Origin of the sequence: Tenacibaculum tangerinum, from assembly GCF_029853675.1 — a bacterium.
Classification (GTDB): Bacteria; Bacteroidota; Bacteroidia; order Flavobacteriales; family Flavobacteriaceae; genus Polaribacter; species Polaribacter tangerinum_A.
On the sequence record NZ_CP122539.1, the window covers coordinates 190,850 to 211,295 of the forward strand.

Sequence of the window (20,446 nt, forward strand, 5' to 3'; positions counted from 1 at the left end):
AAAGAGTAACTGTACTTATTACCTTTCTTTTATGCGTTACAACTCATCATTATTAATATTTTCAAAAAAGCTAAATACATTACCACCATAACGTTTCTCATAGCTGTAAAATGGGTGTTGCGATAAATCGGTATGCTTAGAGTGTTCAATAATTAAAAGTCCGTCTTCGTTTAACAACTCACGCTCAAAAACAATATTGGCAATTTTTAAAAACTGATTTTCTTCAAAATCGTACGGAGGATCTGCAAAAATAATATCTGTTTTAAGAGGTGTTTTTTCTAAAAACTTATATACATCACTTTTATAACTATGTATGTTTACCCCTAAATCTTTGGCTGTTTGATTGATGAATTTAATACAAGCATAATGCGCATCAACCGCATAAATAGTTTCGGTACCTCTAGAGGCAAACTCATAACTAATGTTTCCTGTTCCCGCAAACAAATCTAATACTGAGATATTTTCAAAATAATAAGAATTGTTTAAAATATTAAATAACGATTCTTTCGCCATATCTGTCGTAGGACGTACAGGTAAATTTTTAGGAGCAGTAATTCGTTTACTTTTATATTTTCCAGAAATAATTCGCATTAGCTTGTGAGTATAAAGTTAGAATGATTTGAAAAGTCTTCACTATCAGCAAAAAAACTATCTATAGGATTTATAAAGTGAATATTTCGAACATAGTTATATGTTATATCGTATAAGTCAGATTCTTTTTCAATATCACCTGTAAAGGTTAGTTGAAAATAATTAGGGTTCATTTGCAACTGTTCTGCAGTAAAAAGAATGTAGTAAATAAAATCTTCTTTGGTAGTGTAGTTAAATGAATTGTAAAATAATAATCTACCCTCTTTGCATACTACAAGATCTACATAATTAGGCGATACATGTACAAAAAACTGTTCTTCTGAATCTTGTTCAGAATAAGAGAGAAGTTTATCAATTAATACTGTTGAGTGATGTTTGTATTCAAACTCTCCAAAATTTTGAAAAATAAAATTATTGATATTTACGTAGGGTATATATACGGTGTTAGCGGCTATAATATTGTGTAAATCATAGGTAATAAAATCTGTTTTTAACGTCTTAACAGTATATTTTAAATAAGGTGCTAAATTATTTCTATCAAAAAGTTCATTAGGTACGATGGTTGCTAAATTATTTTGATGAATAGCAAAAACTGATGTGAAATCTTGCTGTAGGTCTTTATCAGTATCAAAAATAGCAATAACTTTTTCTAATAATAATTCAGGAGAAGCAATAGTTTTGGTAAAGGCATACTTGGTAAAAAGAAGTGGCTCTTTGGTTTCTGAATTTGAAACATAAAAAGAAAATCCATCCAAACTGAATTGGATGGATAGACTTTTATACTGCGCAAAAGCGCTTATTTTTTTACTCGTCTTTTGCAATTGCTTCACCTTTATCGTAGTACGGAGGCCAGTTACCACCCGTAGTAACTTCATTTAAAGAACCTACAGAAACAAACTCTCCTTTAATTTGATCACTCTCAAGAGCCTCTAACTCTTGTTTAATTAAAGAAGGATTCATTCCTTCTAAAATAGGTTTTTTAGAAATTTTAGCTTCAAATACAGGAACTTCTAAGCCAGCTACTTTCTCAACTCTAGCCGTAGCCAATTCAAATTGTTTATCAGTACCAGGTACATTAAACATGTTTTTGTAATCTTTTCCTTCGAAATACTTTAATACTGGTTCATAACCAATAGTATCTACTACTTTTTTAGAAACAGTTACAAAAATTCCACCACCTCTATCTACTTTTTCTTCAACGTTATTGGTTTCAGTTAACGCTAACTTACCAGTTTGAATAAAATTAATAAGAGAGTCTTTATTGTTGGTGTACGTTCCTTTTACTTCTTTATATTTAATTTCCGCATCACGAATTAACTTTAAATTCTTAATAACTTTAGCATAACGCCCTTTTTTATTTTTGTTAAAATTGATAGGCTCCATAATACCATTGTAAATTTTATAGCCCAAAAAGGCAGTGGCCCCTAATAACAATAATGAAACTAACCATCTCATTTTAAGGGGTACAAATTTAACAACAAGTACTGCTAAAAGAAATGCAACTACAAAAGCTGCTAAAATCATTAATACTAAATTCATTTTTTTAATTTTTAATGTATGATATTCGCAAATCTACAATTTTTTTTCAACGAAGAAAATAATTATTTATAAATAGGCTTATCTTTGAATATTATTTTAAATATGATACAAACTGCCTCGAAATTCTATACTGAGATACTACAAAAATTTCCTTACACACCTACACAAAAACAAAATGAATTATTAGATTTATTAATACAATTTATTTTTTCAGAAGATAATAGAGCGTTGTTTTTGTTAAAAGGATACGCGGGTACAGGAAAAACGACGATTGTCAGTACCGTAGTTCATAATTTGTGGAAAATAGGTCAAAAAGCCGTTTTGTTAGCCCCAACAGGACGTGCGGCAAAGGTGATTTCAGGATACTCAAACCGACAAGCCTTTACCATTCACAAAAAAATATATTTTCCAAAAAAACAAAGTAACGGAGGTGTAAGTTTTGTAATGCAACCCAACAAACATACCAATACCCTTTTTATTGTAGATGAAGCTTCTATGATTTCTGATGAAAAACAACATGCGAAATTGTTTGAAAATGGTTCATTGTTAGATGATTTAATCTCGTATGTGTACTCTGGAAAAAATTGCAAACTCATTTTTATAGGAGATACCGCACAGCTACCTCCTGTAAAATTAACCATGAGTCCAGCTTTAGAAGCCGATAAGCTTTCATTTGAATTTAATAAAGAAGTTACCGAAATTGAGTTAGATGAGGTGGTTCGACAAGAAGAAGGCTCTGGAATATTAGCAAACGCAACCGAATTGCGCTTGCTAATTCAGCATGAAGCTACCGATTTTCAGTTTGATGTAAAGTACCCTGACATTATTCGTTTGCAAGATGGATACGATATTCAAGATGCCATAACGACTGCTTATGACGGAGAAATAGGGGTAGAAGATACTGCCATCATTGTACGTTCAAACAAACGCGCAAATCAGTACAATCAACAGATTCGGACAAAAATTCGCGGACAGGAAAACGAAATCTCTACAGGCGATTACGTCATGGTGGTAAAAAATAATTATTACTGGTTAAAAGATTCTTCTTCGGCAGGATTTATTGCCAACGGAGATATTTGCGAAGTCATGCGTATCAATTCAATTAAAGAATTATACGGATTCAAATTTGCTGAAGTAGAAGTTCGAATGATTGATTATCCTGATATGAAACCCTTTGAAACGGTATTGCTCTTAGATACGCTTACGAGTGAGAGTCCGTCGTTAACATACGAAGAATCGAATCGTTTGTACGAAGCGGTAAAAGAAGATTTTGCCCATGAAAAATCGAAATACAAGCAGTTTATGGGAGTAAAAAAGAACAAGTACTTCAATGCGCTTCAAGTAAAATTCTCGTATGCCATGACCTGCCATAAATCGCAAGGAGGACAGTGGAAAACAGTATTTATTGAGCAGCCGTATTTACCAGAAGGACCTTCTGTAGAATATTTGCGCTGGCTTTATACAGCTGTTACACGAGCACAAGAAAAATTGTATTTGATTGGCTTTAAAGAAGAGTATTTTACGGAGTAGTGTTTGGGTTTGATATAGAAAAGAGAAAAGAGAAAAGAGAGAAGAGAAAAGAGAAAAGATAGAGAAGTATGCTTTATGAGATACATTGTTAAGTAATGATTTCTTTCTATTATAAACGCAACAATTTTTCTTTCCTTAAAAAATGTTAGCATTTTGTTAAGATGCTTTGTACTCCACCTAAAAAAGTTACATTTGTGTAGTATTCAAACTATTAAAAATGCACAAAAAAGTACTTTCATTACTCTCTTTTTTATTGATTTCAGTAACAATAAGCGCACAAAAACCAGCAAAGTTAACTACCAATCAGATATACGAGAAAATCCAAAAGCTAAACTTTTTAGGTTCTGCGTTGTACATAGCAGCACATCCTGATGATGAAAACACACGATTAATCGCCTATTTATCAAATCATGAAAAGGCAAGAACAGCCTATTTGTCATTAACACGTGGTGATGGAGGTCAAAACTTAATAGGACCAGAAATGCGTGAATTATTAGGTGTAATCCGTACTCAAGAATTATTAGCAGCAAGAGGTGTAGACGGAGGAGAACAACGTTTTTCGAGAGCCAATGATTTTGGATACTCGAAGCACCCAGATGAAACCTTACAGATTTGGAATAAAGACAAGGTACTCGCCGACGTCGTTTGGGCAATTCGTACGTTTAAACCCGATGTAATTATCAATCGTTTCAATCACAGAACACCAGGGACCACACACGGACATCATACCTCATCAGCCATGTTGAGTGTAGAAGCGTTTGATTTGGCTGACGATAGCACAAAATATCCTGAGCAGTTAGCGTATACCAATACATGGAAGCCGAATAGGTTATTTTTCAATACTTCTTGGTGGTTTTATGGGAGTCAAGAAAAATTCGCCAAAGCAGATAAAAGTAAAATGCTAAGTTTTGATATCGGAACCTATTATCCTTTAAAAGGATTGTCGAATAACGAATTGGCATCGATAGCAAGTAGTCAGCACTTGTGCCAAGGTTTTGGTAGGTTAACTACCAGAGGAACACAAACAGAATATGTAGAGTTTTTAAAAGGAGAATTTCCAAAAGACAAAAAAGATATTTTTTCAGGAATTAATACGACATGGAATAGAGTAGCAGGTGGTGGTGAAATAGGAGACATTTTATACGATATAGAAGAAAACTTTGATTTTGTAAATCCGGCAAAACACCTTCCTGCTTTATTAAAAGCCTATCAAAAAGTTCAACAACTAGAAGATGAACATTGGAAACAGATAAAAACCAAAGAAATCAAGGAAATTATTGAAGCTTGTGCAGGTTTATATTTAGAAGCTTCTGCTGAGAGTGCGAGTGCAACACCAACGAGTGAAATTAAAGTTGATTTTGAAGTGTTGAATAGAAGCGGATTATTAATGGAATTGTCTTCTATAAAAATACTTCCTTCAGCTAAGCAAATAACGAAAGGTTTAGACTTAGCGAACAACGAGAAACAAACGTTTACAGAAACTATTTCGATACCGACTATGCCATACTCATCGCCTTATTGGTTAGAAAAACCTTGGAGTTTGGGAATGTACACCGTAGAAAATCAAGAGTTAAGAGGAAAGCCAGAAACGCCGAGACCAATTCAAGTAGAATTCAACCTGATGATTGAAAATCAGGCTGTTTCCTTTATAAAACCAGTAGTTCACCGCTATTCAAAAAGAGATAAAGGAGAAATTTACGAACCTTTTGAGGTGTTGCCTAAAGTAACAACCAAACTATTGAATAAGGTGTTGGTTTTTTCTTCGGAAAAATCTCAAAAAGTCACGCTGGAAGTTCATTCAGGAGCAAAAAATACTTCGGGAACCGTTGCTCTAAAAGCACCTAAAGGATGGAAAGTTACGCCAACCGAGGCACCATTTTCAATCGCTCAAAAAGGAGATATTCAATTGGTTGATTTTATGGTAACACCAACACAAAAAGAATCAGAAGGAGTATTGAAAGCCATGGCAAAGGTTGACGGTAAAACCTATGATAAGGAATTAATTGAAATTAACTACAGCCATATTCCCAAACAGTCAGTATTACTACCATCACAAGCGAAAATAGTACGTTTAAATATTCAAAAAAATGGCACTAAAATAGGATATATACAAGGTTCTGGAGATGCTATTCCTGAGAGTTTACAGCAGATAGGCTACGAAGTTACGGAGTTAAATGTGAATGAAATTAATGGTAATTTAGAACAATACGATGCCGTTGTGGTAGGTATTAGAGCCTACAACACCATAAAAGAATTACAGTTTAAGCAAAAATATTTGCTGGCCTACGTAAAAAATGGAGGAAATGTAATTGTACAATACAACACCAATAGAGGGGTAGATGTTAAAGCACCATATACCTTACAACTATCACGAGATAGAGTTACCGATGAAAATGCTACGGTAACCTTGCTCGCCAAAGAACATTCCGTTTTAAATTACCCGAACAAAATTACGGAAGCTGATTTTGACGGATGGGTGCAAGAACGTGGATTGTATTTTCCGAACCAATGGAGTAAAGAATACACCCCAATACTATCTATGCACGACAAAGGAGAATCGCCCAAAGAAGGAAGTTTGTTAGTTGCCAAATATGGTAAAGGAAACTATATTTATACAGGGTTGAGTTTCTTTAGAGAGTTACCAGCAGGTGTTCCTGGTGCATATAAATTGTTTGCCAATTTATTGTCAGTAAAGGAAAATACGGCAAATGAGAATTAAAATTATTACAGCGCTAGTGTTTGTACTATTTGTTGGCTGTAAAGTTGAGAAAGAAAATCCCATTACAAAAGAATATAATCAACAGTTGGTAAATGAACTTGCTAGCATGTTTCAAATAGATCAGGTTGCAGCAGGTATTCCCTCTGGAAAATATAAAGAACTGAGTGAAGATGAATGGAAGTCATTTAAGGATAGTGTTTTTGATGTTAACTATGAAAAAGCAGCAGAAATTTTTAATAAATACGGTTTTGTTGGCTTTGATCTAGTGGGAAAAGAAGGTTCTAGAAATTTTTGGTTGATCGTGCAACATTTAGATTCAAAACCAGAATTTCAAGAAGCAGTTTTGGAAAAAATGAAGATTGAAATAGAAAGAAATAATGCTAGTCCACAAAATTATGCTTATTTATTAGATAGAGTGGAATTGAATAGAGGTAAAAAGCAAGTTTATGGAACTCAAGTGAAGTATAATTGGAAAATGTGTCAGGCATATCCAAAACCATTGGTAGATAGTGTAAATGTAAACAAACGTAGAAAAGAATTAGGATTAGAACCTCTTGAAGATTATTTAAACGAGCTGTCTATAATGCACTTTGAAATGAATAAAAAAGCATTTTTACAAGTTAACATTACGAAACCTAAATTATACACAAAAGAAAATTGATACTTACTTAAAAAGATTAATCGAAACCGTTGCCAACTCAGAATTCGGAAACTTTTTAGAAGTATTGTTGTCGGGAGTTAATCCGACCGACTCCAAAGCATTCATGTATTCATCGAGTTCAATAATATATTGGTCAGAATAGCCATGGGTAGCATCGTAGGCAGTAGCAGCTGTTTTTCCTAAGTTTTTAGCAACTAACTCGGGTTTTGTGGTGTGTAATTCAATCAGTAGCAGCCCAAATTTATGGATGTATGGTTTCCATTTGGCAAAATGCTGTTTTAAAGATTCAATTACAAGGTTGTTATCCAACCTTTTTCCTCTGTACGCATAGGCGCCTGTTGAGTTTGTAATGTAGAGATTATCAGTAGGAGCAGGCTCTTGCCATATTCTGTTGTGGTCTAAAAACGTACGAACATTTAATAAATCAGAAAGGTTGATTCCGTATTTATGTTGTAAGTCTTCAGACAAGGCTTTAGGATTACCAATATCTCCCCAAATTACCTTTGCCCAAATATCGGCTTGTACTAAGTTTTTCCGGGTAATTTTTAAGGCAGCTTCGTTGTAATCGACACCAATAAGCAACAACGGATATTCTTCTAGCATACGACCTCTCTTGGTTTGATTTTCAATCACATGAAACAAATGTTTCAAAAAAGCTCCGTTACCACAACCCACATCTAAAATACCCTTGGGTTGCTCGTTGATTGGTTTGTTAAATAGGTTGATAATAATTTCATCAATTACCTTAAAGTAGGTGGTGTGTGCACCTCCACTTCCCCATACATTCATTTCTCTATCTACATGAATTTCATCGTTTCCAATTTCAGAAGTTCTAAACATATCAGGATTTCCAAAAACAAGCTTGTCTAGTTTTCTAAGGGTAGGAATGTACGATACCGTAACGCCATAAGCACTTGCTCTGCGCGCAAAGAACAAACCTTCATGAGTAAATTCGTACGAATCGTTGGTTTTGGTAAACCAGCCAAGACTGGTTAATACATCTAACAAACGCCCAAAATTATCGGCATCTTTATGAAATTCATCGGCACTAAACTTGGTTTGCATAAAATATTGATGAAACATACCGCTCATTCCTAATAAAACAGTCGTTGGTCCTACAATAATCCCTTCAATATGGGTTAGAATTTGTGTTACTATTTCTTTTTCTTCGGAAGTAGACGGAACTTCAATTCCGAAGGTATTGGTGTAGTTTTTATAGAGACTTTCTAGTTTTTCAAAAAGCTCAATTTCAAACTTTCGAGCGCTGTAATTTTCAGAGAATTTCAATAGAGAAAAAGCGTCTTTATATAAGTGAAAGTAAGAAAAAGCAATAGCAGAAGTTTCATTTATTGTAAACTGAACTGTATTTTCCGTATTGTTCACATGGTAGGTAAGCCAGCCTTGCGAACACAACGTTCTTAACGCAACATTTAAATACCCATCGTTCGCATTAAAATGGTTGGTAATTTCAGCTAAACTTACTGATTTCTTTTCTAGAATGTATTCGGTAATTCCTTTGTCATGCAAGATATAAGCTGCAGGACAGGTTACAATTCCGTCTAAATGACGAAATAGTCGATTTCTTAAGGTTGATTTTTCTTCTTTTGATAACATTGCTTGCTGGTTTTCATCCGAAAGATAACGATTTGATTTAGAAAATACTGACTAAATTAAACGTCTTATTATAAAAAACTACTTCAAAGCAGCCACAATTTGCTCATACACAAAACAATAATATTCTTGGTATTGAGGGAGTAGTAAATTTTCGTGATTTTTGGTGTGTAAGATGATTTCTAAATCGAACAATTTCAATTCTGCAACTTCTTCTACTTGCAAGGTCAGTTTTTCTAAAGGAATGGTTAATTCAGCAATAAATACATGATGAAACTCATTATCTATAATTCCGTTTGAATGCTGTACCATGTGCTTTCGTGTACCAATTTTATGTAAGTTTTCGGGCAGCATGTCAAAACCGATTTCTTCTTTAACTTCTCTGGTGGCTGCAATTGTAATGTCTTCGCCTGCGGCTATATGTCCTGCTACAGAAATATCCCATAAACCAGGAAACACTTTTTTGGTTAAGGCTCTTTTTTGTAGGAGTATTTTTTTATCTGAAGTATATAGCCAAACATGAATGGTAGGATGGAAGTAGCCATATTTGTGGGCTTCAGATTTTAAACAGGTTGTACCCGTATAATTTCCGTTTTCATCAACAATATCTATGAGTTCATCCATATTCTTTTTTTCTAGTAAAATGATTGCTAATTTAGTTATCATAAATTAAAATCCATTCTTTGGTTGTCTTTATGCCGTCACTTTCAGCAAACATTTTAAATCCGTTCTGCTCGTAAAAATAACGAAGATTTTCTTCTTCAATTGTCAACCAAAATTTCTGATTCGGTTTTTCCTTTTTTAGTAAGGATAAAAAGGTGCTGGCATACCCTTTGTTTCTATAGTTCTCAACAATCCATACATACCCTAAGTATAAGTAACCTTTTTGGAATAGTACCGCATTGTTTTTTTCAAAAAGAGTAGCATAAGGAGGCATTTCATTAAACAAAATTCCACCACCCATGAGTTGCGAATTTACAAATAACCCATAAATGGTTGAATAGGCACTATATTTTCTCCAAACCGGGACTATTAATTTTTTCCATTCTTCGGATAGTAGTGAGAAATAACGGATTTCATCAGAGATAACCGCAATTGAAATAGCATCGGTAGTTGTTATAAAAGTCCCCATGCTCTTAATTTGTCAGAATCTTCCGACCAGCGATCTCCAATATCAGTTCGGTAATAACTATTGTTAATACTAATGTTATTAATTCTGTTTTGCATCATTCTCTGAGCATCTTTCATCGTAATACCGAATCCAGTAACTAACAGCGCAATACCGTCGTTTCCTGTAATTAACCACTCAGAATGTAATTGTTTTATGTGAATGGGATGTACTCCTTCTTTCATTTCTTTTTTAAAGAGAATTACAGAGTCTTTTGAGAATAATTCAAAACTCTTTTTATCCTTAAAAGGAAACGGAGGCACCACCATATAAGCTCCTACCTGAAACCCTTTTTTAGTTTGAATTGTAAGGTGTTGCCCTGACGTTATTTTGTAAAACAGCGTACCTAAAGGTTCGTTGATTCCATCTCTTTGGATATAGATTTGAGGATATCCAAAGCGAGAGGTAAATTCTAATGGATAAATTCCGTTGCCATTCACAATACAGTTAATGTCAATATGACCTACAAAGCCTTTTTTGGCTAAGGTAGCTTCAAATTTACCGAGTGTAATTTCAAAAATAGGGGAGTTTTTACTCCAAAACATACTGGTACCCATTTCGCCTGTAGAAACACCTAATTCTTTAGGAAAGAATTTCTTATGTTCAAAAGAGATGTTATAGGGTTGTATAAAATGGGTTCCGTTAAAAAATGCAGCGACAGCAATTTCTACCCCTTTTACTTTTCGTTGCAATTGAAAAGTGCCAAAATTATCTCCCCAAGATTTTTCATAGGCTTTTAACATTCTAATCACATCTGTTCCCTTATCGTCACTACCCACAAATAACAACTGCTTTAAATCTTGTGTTTCACCACATGGTTTTACTACATAGGCATCTGGGTTTTTTTCTACATGGCTGATGGCTTCTTGAAAACTGAAAAACTCTTTTGAAGGAAGTGTTTTAATTTTGTGTTTTTTTAATTCTTCTTGACCAAAGTTTCTGTCTAATTCTAGCAAATCGGTATATTCCGAACCACCAAAAACCAATTTACCAGCATTTCTTAGTTCATCGCAGATTTTACCGTAACCAGTATAATCAAAAATAATAATGCTAGCCCAATCAATGTGCTTTTTCCAGTCGTTTACTTTTGTAACAAATCCGTAACCTATTTCTCGAGAAGATTTATCTTCAATGAACATTTTTACAGCATGTCCTTCTTGTTTTATAGTGTAAGCAATATCAAGCGATTCACCCCACTTAGAAACAACTAAAAAATTCATTTTTTCAGTTGTTTTTAGGTCTTTTGTAGCTTTTTGTAGCGATGCCATAGACCTAGCAAAAAAATAAAATCATATAGTTTTAAATCATACAATACTCATCTCAAAATTACTAAATAATTAGATACAAAAATCAAATGAAACTAAAGAAATAAGGAGGGAAGGATATAATTTTTTTCGGTATTGTGATGATGTATTTAAATGGTATGAGAAGTTAGTTTTTATAGTTACCATTCGGTGAATACATCATTCCGACCGAAGGGAGAAATCATATAAAGTTTTACAATTCTTATGGTTAAGACTTCTTCCTTCGGTTAAATGAGGTTTACTTATGTGTGTTATTTAAAGTACGAGAAATCTTCTCCGTCTTCAATTTTTAATAAACTTTCGTAAATCATTTTAATTACGTTTTCAACATCTTCACGGTGTACCATTTCAACCGTGGTATGCATATAACGTAACGGTAATGATATTAATGCTGAAGCTACTCCACCGTTACTGTAGGCAAAGGCATCGGTATCAGTCCCAGTAGCTCTAGATAGTGCAGAGCGTTGGAAAGGAATGTCGTTCGCTTCGGCAGCATCAATAATTAAGTCGCGTAATTTTTGTTGTACGGCAGGTGCATAGGCAATTACAGGACCTTTACCTAACTCTAACAACCCTTCTTTTTTCTTATCAATCATAGGGGTGGTAGTGTCGTGCGTAACATCGGTTACTATAGCCACGTTAGGTTTGATCGTTTGCGTAATCATTTCCGCACCGCGCAAGCCAATTTCTTCTTGTACGGAGTTGGTAATATACAATCCAAATGGAAGCTTTTTGTTGTTTTCATGTAGTAAACGAGCTACTTCAGCAATCATAAATCCGCCCATACGATTGTCTAAAGCACGGCACACAAATTTGTTTCCATTTAAAATATGAAATTCATCAGGATACGTAATAACGCAACCCACGTGTACTCCTAATTTTTCAACCTCATCTTTAGTAGCACATCCTACATCGATAAAAATATTATCAGGTTTTGGTGGCTCTTCTTTGGCTTTACTTCTGGTGTGAATTGCGGGCCAGCCGAAAACTCCTTTTACAATACCATTTTTTGTATGGATATTTACAATTTTACTAGGAGCTATTTGGTGGTCGCTACCTCCGTTACGGATTACATAAATTAAGCCATCATCTGAGATGTAATTAACATACCAAGAAATTTCATCGGCATGCCCTTCGATGACTACTTTGTATGGAGCATTCGGATTAATGACACCCACTGCAGAGCCATAAGTATCGGTGATGAACTCATCTACATAAGGCTTTAGGTAATCCATCCATATTTTTTGCCCTTCCCATTCGTATCCAGTAGGAGCGGCGTTGTTTAAATATTTCTCTAAGAAGCTTAACGATTTTTCATTTAAAATAGACTTGTTATCCATAACTTGTTCATTACTTTTAAATTGTTATTCATTTTTTTCTTTTTCTCTAGGCTTGTCAATACCCCAAAAACGTCTTTTTTTAATAAATTCTTCTTGTTCTTTAAGTTGCTCTGGTGTAAGAACTTTTAAAAATGAAGGGTGTTGTTCGATAGCAAATTCAATTTTTTCAACAATGCTAGCAACATCTTCGTTTTCGTAATCAATTTCTAGAGGCTCTTTAATTACCATAGATTGTAATACGTTACGTTTTTTAATCATCAATCCTTTTTTGTCAAAAGAACGTCTGAATCCGTCAATAACTATAGGAACTACAATAGGTTTAAAGGTTTTAATAATATGAGCTGTACCACGTCGAATAGGCTTAAAAGGGGTGGTTGTACCTTGCGGAAAGGTAATTACCCAACCATCGTCTAACGCTTTTCCTATATTAGAAATATCTGACATTTTTACCTGCCTGTTAATGTCTTTACCAGCACTTCTCCAAGTTCTTTCTACAGAAATGGAACCTACATAAGCAAAAATTTTAGGAAGTAATCCAGAGCGCATGGTTTCCCCTGCAGCAATATAATAGATATTCAATTTAGGTTTCCATAAATAGCCAATATTTCTAATATTATCTTCTCTACCTTTTAAAGCAGCATTGAATACGTGAAACATAGCTGCCACGTCTGCAAAATAAGTTTGATGATTGGAAATAAAGAGTACTTTTTGGTCGGGCAAACTTCTTAAAATATCCATTCCCTCTATATGTAAATCATTAAACTTACGGTAACGTCCGTGAGAAATGACTCCGAGAATTTGTATTAAAAATCGTTTTATAAATAGTATATGTCCAAAAGGATTCCTTTTAAATAAAGGCATTTTTATACAAAAGTTTTATTAGTGTAAATGCTAAATTACAAAAGAAAACGATAAAAAAACTATTTAAATAAATCTTTAATTTCTGAAAGTATCATGGCGGTAGCCCCCCAAACAATGTAATTGTTTAATTTAAAGCACGGTACCTCGATGTTTTTCATGTACGAGGTTTCCATTTCTACAGAGGTTAAGTTAGAGTCGTCTAATAAATCAGTTACTAAAACTTCAATGACTTTTGCCACTTCTTCATTGGGAGTAAAATGTGGTGTTTTTTCAGAAAAACCTATGAATGGGGCTACTAAAAAATTACTGGGAGGAATGTAGGTATTAGAAGTTTGTCGTATGATTTCAATAGCGTTATGATGTATACCTACTTCTTCATGAGTTTCTCTTAAAGCAGTTGTTTGCAAAGTGCTATCTTGTTTGTCAAATTTACCGCCCGGAAAGCTAATTTGTGACGAATGTGTTCCGTTATAACTGGCTCTTTCAGTAAGTAAAAACCGTGTTTGATTGTTGTTGTCAGGGTAAAACAATGCCAAAACGGCTGCTTTTTTTGGATTTTTACTTTGTATGAATTCTTCAGAAAACTGTGTTCTTAACCTTGGAGCTAATTTGAATTGAGAGTCTAAACCGCCTAGTTGCTTTTGCTGTAGTTTTTCTATTTGATTGATAAAATCAAAAAAAATCATTCGTTTTTAGTATTTTAGAACAAACTTATCAATTTATGATACAAAAAGTATAAAATTTTGGCTTGAATTTTGATTTGTGTTACTGTGTAGAATTAATTTAATATGAATAAACAAAATAAATATCAAAAATTAGCATTGAGTTTGTTGTTTGATGCTATTGGGTATGCATCTTATTTAATACCTGGTTTAGGTGAATTATCAGATATCGTTTGGGCACCTGCGTCAGCATATTTAATGACAAAAATGTATAAAGGAAATAAAGGAAAAATTGCAGGAGCAATCACTTTTATTGAAGAGGCAATGCCTGGATTGGATGTGATACCAACTTTTACTTTAATGTGGTTATTTACCTATGCGTTTTCATCTAATAAAGAAAAGAAGACGATAGAGGTATAGTATTTTAATAAAGAGTTTGTAATAAATAGGTTTTCTCAATTAGAAAGCTTCTTTTAAGTTCTTCTTGTGTTTTAATACTGTTCTTAAAATAGTTGTTTCTTTTTTGAGATTATAGAAAACTCAAACTATAGTTGTGTGAGTTCGATATAAAATATTAAACTGAATTACCTAAAAATCAACAGTGTATTATGTCGATAGCATGAAGTACGCATAATGAGGCATCTCAAGAATATGAGTTGCTTATATAGGTGAGATGCCTCTCTTTCGTTCGGAATGATAGTTTTTTCTCTTTGGTTAGGATGATGCTTTTATATGGGTTTGGAAGGTAAGATGTTTAAAATCAATACTATGTATTCAGTGTTTACATTGTAGTCTTTTACTTTTTAAGAATGAAAAAACTTTTTCTTGTTTTGAGTCTGCGTTAATTATTTTTAGCTTTTATAAAATCTGAAATTAAGTAACTGATATACTTTCCTACTTGTCCGTTCGCAATTTCATCTCTAACTACTGCTGGTGCACCCTCGCAAATATGTAAATACGAAGCATTTTGTAGTTTTCCAAAATAATGTGTAAATCGACGTGCTTGCTGTGGTGTAAATCCGCTTGGTGTCATTGCGCTACTAGGAAAGTATTGTACGCAATCCAAATCGATTTCAATTCCAAAAGGAATGTCTTTTATAAAGTTTTCAGCACGTTGTAATTCACTTTGAAAAGAAGTAGTTTGGTATACTTCCAACTCTTCAAAAGTATTGTATTCTAGGTTGATGTTATCATGAATCATTTCAAAAATATACTGGGGGGTATAGTTTTCATGCAACCCGAACATAAAATAATTTTGAATAAAACCTTCGTGTAAAGCATACGAAAATCCGTTACCACTGTGGCGTTCCTCTAAACGACGTAAATCGGTATGCGCATCTAAGTTAATCACATTTACAGGTTGGTTTTTTCCTTCAGAAAGGCCTTTAATATTTCCGTAGGCATTGTTATGTCCTCCACCAATAATAATAGGGATTTTACCACTCTCAACAATTGTTTTGATAAGGTTTGAAAGCTCTTTATCAATAGCTTTCACTAACAAGTCGCCTTTTTCTCTATCAGAAATGTCAAAATCATATACATCGTCCAAACAATCTAAATAGCCTAAAATTAAGATATCATTTCCGTCGATAAACTGATTTTGTTGGGTGTTTAAAAACGATTTTAAAGCAGGAATAAAAGCAGTGTGCGCCCCCCTTTTCCACCATTCATACGAACACCAATATCTTCTGGGATTCCCAGAATAACAAAAGAAGCAGTTGAATTTTCAAGGGCTGTTTGTACTTCTTTTTTGGCGTCGATTACTTCAACATACTCTCCTAATTTTGTTTCTCCTTCACGAGGAGTTACAAATTCTTGTAGGCTTTTTTCGTTAAATATTGTTAGCATATTGTGTTGTCATTCCTGCGTAGGCAGGAATCTTTTTGTTAGTTATACCAGTTTTTAGCTAAATCGTCCCAATTAGGATTCCCTTTAACTACTAAGTTTATTTTCCATACTCTTTTCCACTTTTTCATATTTTTTTCTCTTTTTATGGCTTCTTCTATCAGTTGGTACTTTTCAAAATAAATCAATTTATCTAGGTTATACTTAGAAGAAAAACCTTTTACAATTTTGTTTTTATGCTCAAAGATTCTTCTTTCAAGATTGTTAGTAACACCAATATATAAAACACCATCTTTTTTGTTTGTAATGATATAAACATAATATTGATGATGAGTTGTGTGCATGTTCATAAGCTTTGAGAGATTCCTGCCTGCGCAGGAACGACACGTTTATTAGTACACTTCATTCCCATTAATAAATACGGTATCGATTAAATTACTTCCGAAGGAATAGGGCAAAAACCCATACGAAGGAATTTCTTTCGTTAGGATTAAATTGGCTCTTTTACCCTTGGTAATACTTCCAACCTCATTAGATAAATTCATTGCATAGGCTCCATTAATCGTTGCTGCGTTAATTGCTTCTTCTGGGGTCATTTTCATTTTAATACAAGCGGTTGCTACGACAAAATTCATGTTTCCTGATGGCGTAGATCCTGGGTTGTAATCAGTGGCTAAAGCCAAAGGCAATCCAGCTTTGATGATATCACGAGCAGGAGTGTATGGAATGCTTAAAAAGTACGAACACGAGGGTAAGGCTACAGGCATGGTTTGTGTTCCTTTTAAAGCCTCGATATCTTCTGAATTCATTACTTCTAAGTGGTCTACCGACAAGGCATGGTGTTTTACACTTACTTGTACGCCGCCAATAGTTGTAAACTGATTTACGTGTACTTTTGGCGTGAGTCCGTATGATTGCGCAGCGGTTAAAATTTGATCAGTATCTTCTACCGAGAAATACCCAGTTTCGCAGAAAGCATCTACAAAATCAGCAAGGTTTTCTTCGGCAACTTTAGGCAACATCTCTTTAATAATTAAATTGATATAGCCTTCTTTGTTATTTTTGTATTTGGTGGGAAAAGCATGCGCTCCTAAAAAAGTAGCTTTGATAGGAATGTGGTAGTTTTCGCGTAGCTTTTTTATGACACGTAGCATTTTTAATTCAGCGGCTACAGTTAAGCCGTACCCTGATTTTATTTCAATCGCACCCGTACCTAAAGCAATCACTTCTTCTAACCGTTTTACCGATTGTTGGTATAGCTCTTCTTCGGAGGTTTCTTGTAACTTCTTTGCCGAATTTAAGATACCACCACCACGATTGGCAATTTCTTCATAACTTAATCCGTTAATTCTATCTACAAACTCTTGTTCACGATTGCCTGCATATACAATATGCGTATGCGAATCGCACCAAGTTGGCAACATCATTTTACCAGTACAATCCACTATTTTATCAGCAGAGGTAGGGGCTTTTTTCATGCTTCCATAGTCGATAATCATACCGTTTTTAACCAATAAAAACGCATTTTTTATGGTCGGTAAAATATTCATCGCAGCTCCTGATACTTTTTTAGTACTCTTTTCTCTAATTTGGATTAATTCTTTGATGTTTACGAATAAAGTTGTCATTTGAAATACTTAAATTTGTTAGACAAACTTACGTTAAAAACTACAATGTATGATAGATTTTTTAGGAGTGATTTGTGTTTTAATACTCTTTTTTATCTCGTTAATTCACATTTATTGGGCTTTTGGTGGAACGTTATGGGTAGATGCTGTTATACCAACCAAAACGGCAAACGAAAAAGCAATGAATCCGTTTAAACTACTTACTTTTATAGTGGCTATGGTTATCGGTAGTTTTGCAATAGTTTATGCAGAAAAAACACAGTTATTTACGTTAGGTTCTATGCCCAAATGGCTACAAGAGTACGGACTGTATGTTGTAGCAAGTATTTTTCTTATTAGAGCCATAGGTGATTTTAAGTATGTTGGTTTTTTTAAGAAAATTAAAACTACTGCTTTTGCCAAAAACGACACCAAATATTTTTCTCCACTTTGTTTGTTTTTAGGGGTTGTTGGGGTGTTGATGGCGTTTTCGGGGTAAGAGAGAACCATAAATTGTTATAAGTATCTATAGAGCTTACCCTGTTCAAAGCGGTAGCTTTCAAAATGCTTTTCGAATTTTTATTCTACCAACATCAATTTTTTTGAAGCGGACTGATAATTTCTACATCACTAAAAGCAATAGCTCCTCTAATTACCCCATCAATAGTACTTTTTAACGCTTCAATCAATTGCATTTTTAACTGAGATTTATGATAAATCAAACTTACTTCGCGTGCAGGAGACGGCGTTTCAAACTCTCTTAAATGTGACTTATCTCCCTCATTCAAATCTAAAGTATTTAAATAAGGAAGCAGGGTCATTCCTAAACCATCTTTAGAAAGCTTAATTAAGGTGTCAAAACTTCCACTTTCAAGTTGAAAATGCTGTGTTTTATTTCTTTTGTTTGTTCTACAAAGATTAATTACACTATCCTTAAAACAATGTCCGTCTTCTAATAGTAAAATATCATCAACCTCTAAATCGCCAACTTTCAATTTCTTTTGTTTAAATAAATGATGTTCGCTAGGAATTAAACCAATAAAAGGCTCGTAGTATAAAACACGTTCTTTAATAGCTTCATTTTCTAATGGAGTGGCGGCAATTGCCGCATCGACATGTCCGTCTATGAGTTTCCTAATTATTTCTTCAGTAGTTAGTTCTTCAATAATCAGTTTCACTTTAGGATACTTTTTATTAAATGTTTTTAAAAACATTGGAAGTAATGTAGGCATAATTGTAGGTATAATGGCCAATCTAAATTCACCACCTATATACCCTTTTTGCTGATGTACAATATCTATAATTCTATTGCTTTCGTCGATAATAATCTTAGCTTGCTCTACAATACGTTTTCCAACTTCAGTTAGTTCAATAGGTTTTTTTGAGCGGTTAAAAATTTTAGCATCTAATTCTTCCTCTAATTTTTGAATTTGCATGCTCAAAGTAGGCTGTGTAACAAAACAATGTTCTGCAGCTATGGTAAAGTTTTTATATTCAGCGACAGCTAATGTGTATTTTAATTGTGTTATGGTCATCTTTAATAAAAATTTTCAATAAAGATATTAAAATAATTGATTTTGTTTATGGTGAAATTGTAGAAAGTTACGGTAAATTTGTAACAGAAAAAGTAAAGAACTAAAAACCAAAATAATATGTCAACTACAATCTTAGGATTAAATAAAAGTAAAACAGAAAACCTAATAAGCGAATTAAATACATTACTAGCCAATTTTCAAGTGTATTATCAAAATGCTAGAGGTTTGCATTGGAATATAAAGGGAAAAAACTTTTTTGAATTGCACATGAAATTTGAAGAAATTTACACCGATGCACAAGAAAAAGTAGACCTAATAGCAGAGCGTATTTTAACTTTACAAGGACAACCTTTGCATACTTTTGATGATTATACAAACGTATCAAAAGTACCAGTAGGAAAAAATATATCAAACGATGTTGAAGCGGTAAAATTGATTATCGATTCTTTAACTGAATTGTTGAAAATAGAACGTGTAATTCTTGATTTATCTGATGAAGCAGGAGACGAGGGAACAAATTCAATGATGAGTGATTTTATAGTAGAGCAAGAAAAAACGCTTTGGATGATGAATGCTTGGCTAGGCTAAGAAATAATCGTCCATTTTCCGGGGGCACTGAAAAGTAATGCGAAAGCATTACTTTTTTTGTTTTTATCTGCATTAAAAACAAAATTAGAATAAATACTTAATTAAAATACGAATGCTCACAAAGGCAATTAGAATAGCGGTTGCCTTTTTTAGTTGCGTAGCAGTAAAGAATTGGTTGCTCATTCTGTTACCAATTTGTCCGCCTATAAAAACCGTAACTAATAGAATAGAAGTAAGCTGCCAGTTAATAGAAAATTCTGGGTTTGTATACTGACCGATTAGTCCGGATATAGAATTTACCAAAATAAAAAAACTTGCTGTAGCTGCTATTTTTTTAGGAGTATCCCAATTCGTTAAATGAAGTAACGGAGCTAAGAAAACACCGCCGCCAATACCTACCATTCCAGAAATAAGACCAATAATTCCACCATAACTAGCATTTTTTGCCAAGTTTAAATCGGTAGTAGTTTTACTGTCGTTGGTAACTACTTTGTTAGAAGCCCACATGGTAATTGCAGCAAAAAGTAGTGTAAAGCCTAAAAGAATAAAGAAAAAGGTTTGGTTTATACGTAGATATCCTCCCAAAAAAGCCATAGGAATGCTAAATAACGTAAGAGGAATCACTTTTTTCCAATGATATTGTTTTTGCTGTGTATACAGTACAACATTGCCAGTAACCACCATGATATTACAAAGTAAAGCAATGGCCCTTATTTGTGTAAAAAGTAATCCAGTAAGTGCTAAAACAGCTAAATAACTAGACCCCCCACCAAACCCAACTGAAGAGTACAGAACGGCTATGATAAAGAAGAGCAAAATAAGATGCCAATTATGTAAAATAGTATCAATAACAATTTCCATCGGGTAAATATATTGTAAATAAAA

The 20,446-nt window shown here is 33.7% G+C and carries 22 protein-coding genes; 6 read left to right on the forward strand and 16 right to left on the reverse strand.

Going from position 1 to position 20,446, the window contains the following annotated elements; translation table 11 throughout:
- Window positions 1–36 precede the first annotated feature (36 nt).
- The 3 genes from P8625_RS00790 to P8625_RS00800 are packed head-to-tail and all read right to left on the reverse strand — an operon-like array spanning window position 37 to window position 2,130.
- A complete protein-coding gene (locus P8625_RS00790) occupies window positions 37–591 on the reverse strand; it encodes an RsmD family RNA methyltransferase (RefSeq protein ID WP_279651606.1) in 555 nt (184 codons plus the stop codon).
- Window positions 591–1,466: a DUF3822 family protein gene (locus tag P8625_RS00795; protein WP_407704755.1), complete on the reverse strand. Its 876-nt coding sequence runs from the start codon at window positions 1,464–1,466 to the stop codon at window positions 591–593. Before P8625_RS00795 ends, P8625_RS00790 begins: the two co-directional genes overlap by 1 nt.
- A complete protein-coding gene (locus tag P8625_RS00800) occupies window positions 1,396–2,130 on the reverse strand; it encodes a hypothetical protein (protein WP_279651608.1) in 735 nt (244 codons plus the stop codon). Before P8625_RS00800 ends, P8625_RS00795 begins: the two co-directional genes overlap by 71 nt.
- 102 nt (window positions 2,131–2,232) lie before the next feature.
- Between P8625_RS00800 and P8625_RS00805 the strand changes: the two genes are divergently transcribed.
- The 3 genes from P8625_RS00805 (at window position 2,233) to P8625_RS00815 (ending at window position 7,040) form a co-directional block, all read left to right on the forward strand.
- Window positions 2,233–3,660, forward strand: coding sequence for an ATP-dependent DNA helicase (locus P8625_RS00805; protein WP_279651609.1), 1,428 nt, complete (start codon window positions 2,233–2,235; stop codon window positions 3,658–3,660).
- Window positions 3,661–3,877: 217 nt separating this feature from the next.
- On the forward strand, window positions 3,878–6,379 hold the full coding sequence (locus P8625_RS00810; protein WP_279651610.1) for a PIG-L family deacetylase: 2,502 nt from the start codon (window positions 3,878–3,880) through the stop codon (window positions 6,377–6,379).
- Complete coding sequence (locus P8625_RS00815) at window positions 6,369–7,040, forward strand: DUF6624 domain-containing protein (RefSeq protein WP_279651611.1); 672 nt, start codon at window positions 6,369–6,371, stop codon at window positions 7,038–7,040. The genes P8625_RS00810 and P8625_RS00815 overlap by 11 nt, the downstream gene beginning before the upstream one ends.
- 3 nt (window positions 7,041–7,043) lie before the next feature.
- On the opposite strand, the gene P8625_RS00820 is transcribed toward P8625_RS00815, so the two are convergent.
- From P8625_RS00820 to P8625_RS00850, 7 genes are all read right to left on the reverse strand, one after another.
- Window positions 7,044–8,654: a class I SAM-dependent methyltransferase gene (locus P8625_RS00820; protein ID WP_279651612.1), complete on the reverse strand. Its 1,611-nt coding sequence runs from the start codon at window positions 8,652–8,654 to the stop codon at window positions 7,044–7,046.
- Between the two features lie 78 nt (window positions 8,655–8,732).
- The gene (locus tag P8625_RS00825; RefSeq protein ID WP_322790501.1) at window positions 8,733–9,317 is read right to left on the reverse strand and encodes an NUDIX hydrolase; all 585 of its coding nucleotides are present in this window, start codon (window positions 9,315–9,317) and stop codon (window positions 8,733–8,735) included.
- Window positions 9,307–9,783, reverse strand: a complete 477-nt coding sequence (locus tag P8625_RS00830; protein ID WP_279651613.1) for a GNAT family N-acetyltransferase — start codon at window positions 9,781–9,783, stop codon at window positions 9,307–9,309. Before P8625_RS00830 ends, P8625_RS00825 begins: the two co-directional genes overlap by 11 nt.
- Window positions 9,768–11,039: a phosphoribosylamine--glycine ligase gene (locus P8625_RS00835; protein WP_279651614.1), complete on the reverse strand. Its 1,272-nt coding sequence runs from the start codon at window positions 11,037–11,039 to the stop codon at window positions 9,768–9,770. The genes P8625_RS00830 and P8625_RS00835 overlap by 16 nt, the downstream gene beginning before the upstream one ends.
- 335 nt (window positions 11,040–11,374) lie before the next feature.
- On the reverse strand, window positions 11,375–12,463 hold the full coding sequence (locus P8625_RS00840; RefSeq protein WP_279651615.1) for a M42 family metallopeptidase: 1,089 nt from the start codon (window positions 12,461–12,463) through the stop codon (window positions 11,375–11,377).
- Window positions 12,464–12,487: 24 nt separating this feature from the next.
- On the reverse strand, window positions 12,488–13,324 hold the full coding sequence (locus P8625_RS00845; protein ID WP_279651616.1) for a lysophospholipid acyltransferase family protein: 837 nt from the start codon (window positions 13,322–13,324) through the stop codon (window positions 12,488–12,490).
- Between the two features lie 59 nt (window positions 13,325–13,383).
- Entirely contained in the window at window positions 13,384–14,010 is a 627-nt protein-coding gene (locus P8625_RS00850; protein ID WP_279651617.1) for an NUDIX hydrolase, read from the reverse strand.
- Between the two features lie 102 nt (window positions 14,011–14,112).
- Between P8625_RS00850 and P8625_RS00855 the strand changes: the two genes are divergently transcribed.
- Window positions 14,113–14,406, forward strand: coding sequence for a hypothetical protein (locus P8625_RS00855; RefSeq protein WP_279651618.1), 294 nt, complete (start codon window positions 14,113–14,115; stop codon window positions 14,404–14,406).
- Window positions 14,407–14,827: 421 nt separating this feature from the next.
- Here P8625_RS00855 and P8625_RS00860 read toward each other — a convergent pair whose 3' ends face one another.
- The 4 genes from P8625_RS00860 to hutI all read right to left on the reverse strand — a co-directional run bounded on the left by P8625_RS00860 (window position 14,828) and on the right by hutI (window position 17,459).
- On the reverse strand, window positions 14,828–15,535 hold the full coding sequence (locus tag P8625_RS00860; RefSeq protein WP_322790502.1) for an arginase family protein: 708 nt from the start codon (window positions 15,533–15,535) through the stop codon (window positions 14,828–14,830).
- Between the two features lie 74 nt (window positions 15,536–15,609).
- Window positions 15,610–15,834, reverse strand: a complete 225-nt coding sequence (locus P8625_RS16210) for a hypothetical protein (protein ID WP_322790503.1) — start codon at window positions 15,832–15,834, stop codon at window positions 15,610–15,612.
- Window positions 15,835–15,872: 38 nt separating this feature from the next.
- Entirely contained in the window at window positions 15,873–16,175 is a 303-nt protein-coding gene (locus P8625_RS00865; protein ID WP_279651619.1) for a GIY-YIG nuclease family protein, read from the reverse strand.
- A gap of 48 nt (window positions 16,176–16,223) precedes the next feature.
- Complete coding sequence (gene hutI / locus P8625_RS00870; RefSeq protein WP_279651620.1) at window positions 16,224–17,459, reverse strand: imidazolonepropionase; 1,236 nt, start codon at window positions 17,457–17,459, stop codon at window positions 16,224–16,226.
- Window positions 17,460–17,508: 49 nt separating this feature from the next.
- Here hutI and P8625_RS00875 point away from each other — a divergent pair, with 49 nt between their 5' ends.
- Complete coding sequence (locus P8625_RS00875) at window positions 17,509–17,937, forward strand: DUF3995 domain-containing protein (RefSeq protein WP_279651621.1); 429 nt, start codon at window positions 17,509–17,511, stop codon at window positions 17,935–17,937.
- A gap of 94 nt (window positions 17,938–18,031) precedes the next feature.
- Here P8625_RS00875 and P8625_RS00880 read toward each other — a convergent pair whose 3' ends face one another.
- Entirely contained in the window at window positions 18,032–18,973 is a 942-nt protein-coding gene (locus P8625_RS00880; RefSeq protein WP_279651622.1) for a hydrogen peroxide-inducible genes activator, read from the reverse strand.
- 117 nt (window positions 18,974–19,090) lie between these two features.
- Here P8625_RS00880 and P8625_RS00885 point away from each other — a divergent pair, with 117 nt between their 5' ends.
- Window positions 19,091–19,561, forward strand: coding sequence for a Dps family protein (locus P8625_RS00885; protein WP_279651623.1), 471 nt, complete (start codon window positions 19,091–19,093; stop codon window positions 19,559–19,561).
- An 84-nt stretch (window positions 19,562–19,645) separates the two neighbouring features.
- Here the strand turns inward: P8625_RS00885 and P8625_RS00890 are convergent, their stop codons facing one another.
- Window positions 19,646–20,422, reverse strand: a complete 777-nt coding sequence (locus tag P8625_RS00890) for a sulfite exporter TauE/SafE family protein (protein WP_279651624.1) — start codon at window positions 20,420–20,422, stop codon at window positions 19,646–19,648.
- Window positions 20,423–20,446: the final 24 nt, after the last annotated feature.

Excerpts from the sequence above, each read along its gene's own strand:
- P8625_RS00790 (WP_279651606.1), bottom strand. The coding sequence starts at position 591 with ATGCGAATTATTTCTGGAAAATATAAAAGTAAACGAATTACTGCTCCT.
- P8625_RS00795 (WP_407704755.1), bottom strand. The coding sequence starts at position 1,466 with ATGAAGTTACTACGGGTGGTAACTGGCCTCCGTACTACGATAAAGGTG.
- P8625_RS00800 (WP_279651608.1), bottom strand. The coding sequence starts at position 2,130 with ATGAATTTAGTATTAATGATTTTAGCAGCTTTTGTAGTTGCATTTCTT.
- P8625_RS00805 (WP_279651609.1), top strand. The coding sequence starts at position 2,233 with ATGATACAAACTGCCTCGAAATTCTATACTGAGATACTACAAAAATTT.
- P8625_RS00810 (WP_279651610.1), top strand. The coding sequence starts at position 3,878 with ATGCACAAAAAAGTACTTTCATTACTCTCTTTTTTATTGATTTCAGTA.
- P8625_RS00815 (WP_279651611.1), top strand. The coding sequence starts at position 6,369 with ATGAGAATTAAAATTATTACAGCGCTAGTGTTTGTACTATTTGTTGGC.
- P8625_RS00820 (WP_279651612.1), bottom strand. The coding sequence starts at position 8,654 with ATGTTATCAAAAGAAGAAAAATCAACCTTAAGAAATCGACTATTTCGT.
- P8625_RS00825 (WP_322790501.1), bottom strand. The coding sequence starts at position 9,317 with ATGATAACTAAATTAGCAATCATTTTACTAGAAAAAAAGAATATGGAT.
- P8625_RS00830 (WP_279651613.1), bottom strand. The coding sequence starts at position 9,783 with ATGGGGACTTTTATAACAACTACCGATGCTATTTCAATTGCGGTTATC.
- P8625_RS00835 (WP_279651614.1), bottom strand. The coding sequence starts at position 11,039 with ATGAATTTTTTAGTTGTTTCTAAGTGGGGTGAATCGCTTGATATTGCT.
- P8625_RS00840 (WP_279651615.1), bottom strand. The coding sequence starts at position 12,463 with ATGGATAACAAGTCTATTTTAAATGAAAAATCGTTAAGCTTCTTAGAG.
- P8625_RS00845 (WP_279651616.1), bottom strand. The coding sequence starts at position 13,324 with ATGCCTTTATTTAAAAGGAATCCTTTTGGACATATACTATTTATAAAA.
- P8625_RS00850 (WP_279651617.1), bottom strand. The coding sequence starts at position 14,010 with ATGATTTTTTTTGATTTTATCAATCAAATAGAAAAACTACAGCAAAAG.
- P8625_RS00855 (WP_279651618.1), top strand. The coding sequence starts at position 14,113 with ATGAATAAACAAAATAAATATCAAAAATTAGCATTGAGTTTGTTGTTT.
- P8625_RS16210 (WP_322790503.1), bottom strand. The coding sequence starts at position 15,834 with ATGCTAACAATATTTAACGAAAAAAGCCTACAAGAATTTGTAACTCCT.
- P8625_RS00865 (WP_279651619.1), bottom strand. The coding sequence starts at position 16,175 with ATGCACACAACTCATCATCAATATTATGTTTATATCATTACAAACAAA.
- hutI (WP_279651620.1), bottom strand. The coding sequence starts at position 17,459 with ATGACAACTTTATTCGTAAACATCAAAGAATTAATCCAAATTAGAGAA.
- P8625_RS00875 (WP_279651621.1), top strand. The coding sequence starts at position 17,509 with ATGATAGATTTTTTAGGAGTGATTTGTGTTTTAATACTCTTTTTTATC.
- P8625_RS00880 (WP_279651622.1), bottom strand. The coding sequence starts at position 18,973 with ATGACCATAACACAATTAAAATACACATTAGCTGTCGCTGAATATAAA.
- P8625_RS00885 (WP_279651623.1), top strand. The coding sequence starts at position 19,091 with ATGTCAACTACAATCTTAGGATTAAATAAAAGTAAAACAGAAAACCTA.
- P8625_RS00890 (WP_279651624.1), bottom strand. The coding sequence starts at position 20,422 with ATGGAAATTGTTATTGATACTATTTTACATAATTGGCATCTTATTTTG.